General features: G+C 50.1%; 1 tRNA gene and 2 rRNA genes. All 3 read left to right on the top strand.

Annotated elements, in window-relative coordinates:
* Positions 1 to 424, top strand: a 16S ribosomal RNA gene (locus A3GW_RS0107670); the annotation flags it as partial.
* Between the two features lie 85 nt (positions 425 to 509).
* A tRNA-Ala gene (locus tag A3GW_RS0107665) sits at positions 510 to 582 on the top strand.
* A gap of 131 nt (positions 583 to 713) precedes the next feature.
* Positions 714 to 3,616: ribosomal RNA gene (locus A3GW_RS0107660) — 23S ribosomal RNA — on the top strand.
* Positions 3,617 to 3,636: the final 20 nt, after the last annotated feature.

Raw genomic sequence — 3,636 nt, 5'->3', positions numbered from 1 at the left:
TTGTTAGTTGCCATCATTAAGTTGGGCACTCTAGCGAGACTGCCGGTAACAAACCGGAGGAAGGTGGGGATGACGTCAAATCATCATGCCCCTTATGACCTGGGCTACACACGTGCTACAATGGTCGGTACAACGAGTCGCAAGTCGGTGACGACAAGCAAATCTCTTAAAGCCGATCTCAGTTCGGATTGTAGGCTGCAACTCGCCTACATGAAGTCGGAATCGCTAGTAATCGCGGATCAGCACGCCGCGGTGAATACGTTCCCGGGCCTTGTACACACCGCCCGTCACACCACGAGAGTTTGTAACACCCGAAGTCGGTGAGGTAACCGTTTGGAGCCAGCCGCCTAAGGTGGGATAGATGATTGGGGTGAAGTCGTAACAAGGTAGCCGTATCGGAAGGTGCGGCTGGATCACCTCCTTTCTAAGGAAAAGGATACTTGCGTTTGTCTTGTTTAGTTCTGAAGGGTCAGAAAAATTTGTAATCACTCAAGACACGTTAAGTGTACGGGGCCTTAGCTCAGCTGGGAGAGCGCCTGCTTTGCACGCAGGAGGTCAGCGGTTCGATCCCGCTAGGCTCCATAGGATAGTGAACTATCCTAGAGACCATTGACAATTGAATATCTATATCAAATTCCATTTATTAAAAAAGATAAATGAAATAGTAACAAGAAATAAACCGAAACGCTGTAGAGAACAAATTTAATTTTAAAGGTTAAGTTAATAAGGGCGCACGGTGGATGCCTTGGCACTAGGAGCCGAAGAAGGACGTGACTAACAACGAAATGCTTTGGGGAGCTGTAAGTAAGCGCTGATCCAGAGATGTCCGAATGGGGGAACCCACTAACTTGATGGTTAGTATCCAGTTCTGTTAAGGAGCTTGGAGGGAAGACGCAGTGAACTGAAACATCTAAGTAGCTGCAGGAAGAGAAAGCAAAAGCGATTGCCTTAGTAGCGGCGAGCGAACCGGCAGGAGGGCAAACCAGAGAGTTTACTCTCTGGGGTTGTAGGACTGCATTGTGGACTTAAAGAGTATAGAAGAATGACATGGGAAGGTCAGCCAAAGAGAGTGAGAGCCTCGTAATCGAAATAGTCTTTATACCTAGCAGTATCCTGAGTACGGCGAGACACGCGAAATCTCGTCGGAATCTGGGAGGACCATCTCCCAACCCTAAATACTCCCTAGTGACCGATAGTGAACCAGTACCGTGAGGGAAAGGTGAAAAGCACCCCGGAAGGGGAGTGAAATAGAACCTGAAACCGTGTGCCTACAACAAGTTCGAGCCCGTTAATGGGTGAGAGCGTGCCTTTTGTAGAATGAACCGGCGAGTTACGTTATGATGCGAGGTTAAGTGGTAGAAGCGGAGCCGTAGGGAAACCGAGTCTTAATAGGGCGGATTAGTATCATGACGTAGACCCGAAACCATGTGACCTACCCATGAGCAGGTTGAAGGTGCGGTAAGACGCACTGGAGGACCGAACCAGGGCACGTTGAAAAGTGCTTGGATGACTTGTGGGTAGCGGAGAAATTCCAAACGAACTTGGAGATAGCTGGTTCTCTCCGAAATAGCTTTAGGGCTAGCGTCGACATTGAGATTCTTGGAGGTAGAGCACTGTTTGGATGAGGGGGCCATCTCGGTTTACTGATTTCAGATAAACTCCGAATGCCAAGTAATTATGGTCGGCAGTCAGACTGCGAGTGCTAAGATCCGTAGTCGAAAGGGAAACAGCCCAGACCACCAGCTAAGGTCCCAAAATATGTGTTAAGTGGAAAAGGATGTGGGGTTGCACAGACAACTAGGATGTTAGCTTAGAAGCAGCTATTCATTCAAAGAGTGCGTAATAGCTCACTAGTCGAGTGACCCTGCGCCGAAAATGTACCGGGGCTCAAACACATTACCGAAGCTGTGGATACCACTAAGTGGTATGGTAGGAGAGCGTTCTATATGCGGCGAAGGCATACCGTGAGGAGTGCTGGAGCGTATAGAAGTGAGAATGCCGGTATGAGTAGCGAAAGATGGGTGAGAATCCCATCCACCGTAAGACTAAGGTTTCCAGGGGAAGGCTCGTCCGCCCTGGGTTAGTCGGGACCTAAGGAGAGACGTAAACGTGTATCCGATGGCCAACAGGTTGATATTCCTGTACTAGAGTATGAAGTGATGGAGGGACGCAGTAGGCTAACTAAAGCAGGCGACTGGAAGTGCCTGTCTAAGCAGTGAGGCTTGGTATGAGTTAAATGCTTGTACCTATAAGGTTGAGCTGTGATGGGGAGCGAAGTTTAGTAGCGAAGTTAGTGACGTCACACTGCCAAGAAAAGCTTCTAGCGATGTATCATACTCTACCCGTACCGCAAACCGACACAGGTAGTCGAGGCGAGTAGCCTCAGGTGAGCGAGAGAACTCTCGTTAAGGAACTCGGCAAAATGGCCCCGTAACTTCGGGAGAAGGGGCGCTCAGCTAGACTGAGCCGCAGTGAATAGGCCCAAGCAACTGTTTATCAAAAACACAGCTCTCTGCGAAATCGTAAGATGAAGTATAGGGGGTGACGCCTGCCCGGTGCTGGAAGGTTAAGAGGAGGGTTTAGCGTAAGCGAAGATCTGAATTGAAGCCCCAGTAAACGGCGGCCGTAACTATAACGGTCCTAAGGTAGCGAAATTCCTTGTCGGGTAAGTTCCGACCCGCACGAAAGGCGTAATGATTTGGGCACTGTCTCAACGAGAGACTCGGTGAAATTTTAGTACCTGTGAAGATGCAGGTTACCCGCGACAGGACGGAAAGACCCCATGGAGCTTTACTGCAGTTTGATATTGAGTATCTGTACCACATGTACAGGATAGGTAGGAGCCTATGAGATCGGGACGCCAGTTTCGATGGAGGCGCTGTTGGGATACTACCCTTGTGTTATGGCTACTCTAACCCGGATAGGTTAACCCTATCGGAGACAGTGTCTGACGGGCAGTTTGACTGGGGCGGTCGCCTCCTAAAAGGTAACGGAGGCGCCCAAAGGTTCCCTCAGATTGGTTGGAAATCAATCGCAGAGTGTAAAGGTATAAGGGAGCTTGACTGCGAGAGCTACAACTCGAGCAGGGACGAAAGTCGGGCTTAGTGATCCGGTGGTTCCGTATGGAAGGGCCATCGCTCAACGGATAAAAGCTACCCTGGGGATAACAGGCTTATCTCCCCCAAGAGTTCACATCGACGGGGAGGTTTGGCACCTCGATGTCGGCTCGTCGCATCCTGGGGCTGTAGTCGGTCCCAAGGGTTGGGCTGTTCGCCCATTAAAGCGGCACGCGAGCTGGGTTCAGAACGTCGTGAGACAGTTCGGTCCCTATCCGTCGCGGGCGTAGGAAATTTGAGAGGCTCTGCTCCTAGTACGAGAGGACCAGAGTGGACATACCGCTGGTGTACCAGTTGTCCTGCCAAGGGCATCGCTGGGTAGCTATGTATGGACGGGATAAACGCTGAAAGCATCTAAGTGTGAAACCCACCTCAAGATGAGATTTCCCATGATTTTATATCAGTAAGGACCCTTAGAGAAGATGAGGTAGATAGGTTGGGAGTGGAAGTGCTGCGAGGCATGGAGCGGACCAATACTAATCGTCCGAGGACTTATCCGAAGTCTAATTAGATATTGACA

It is taken from the genome of Streptococcus entericus DSM 14446 (assembly GCF_000380025.1).
GTDB lineage: Bacteria > Bacillota > Bacilli > Lactobacillales > Streptococcaceae > Streptococcus > Streptococcus entericus.
This window is presented reverse-complemented; position numbering and strand designations above follow the sequence as displayed.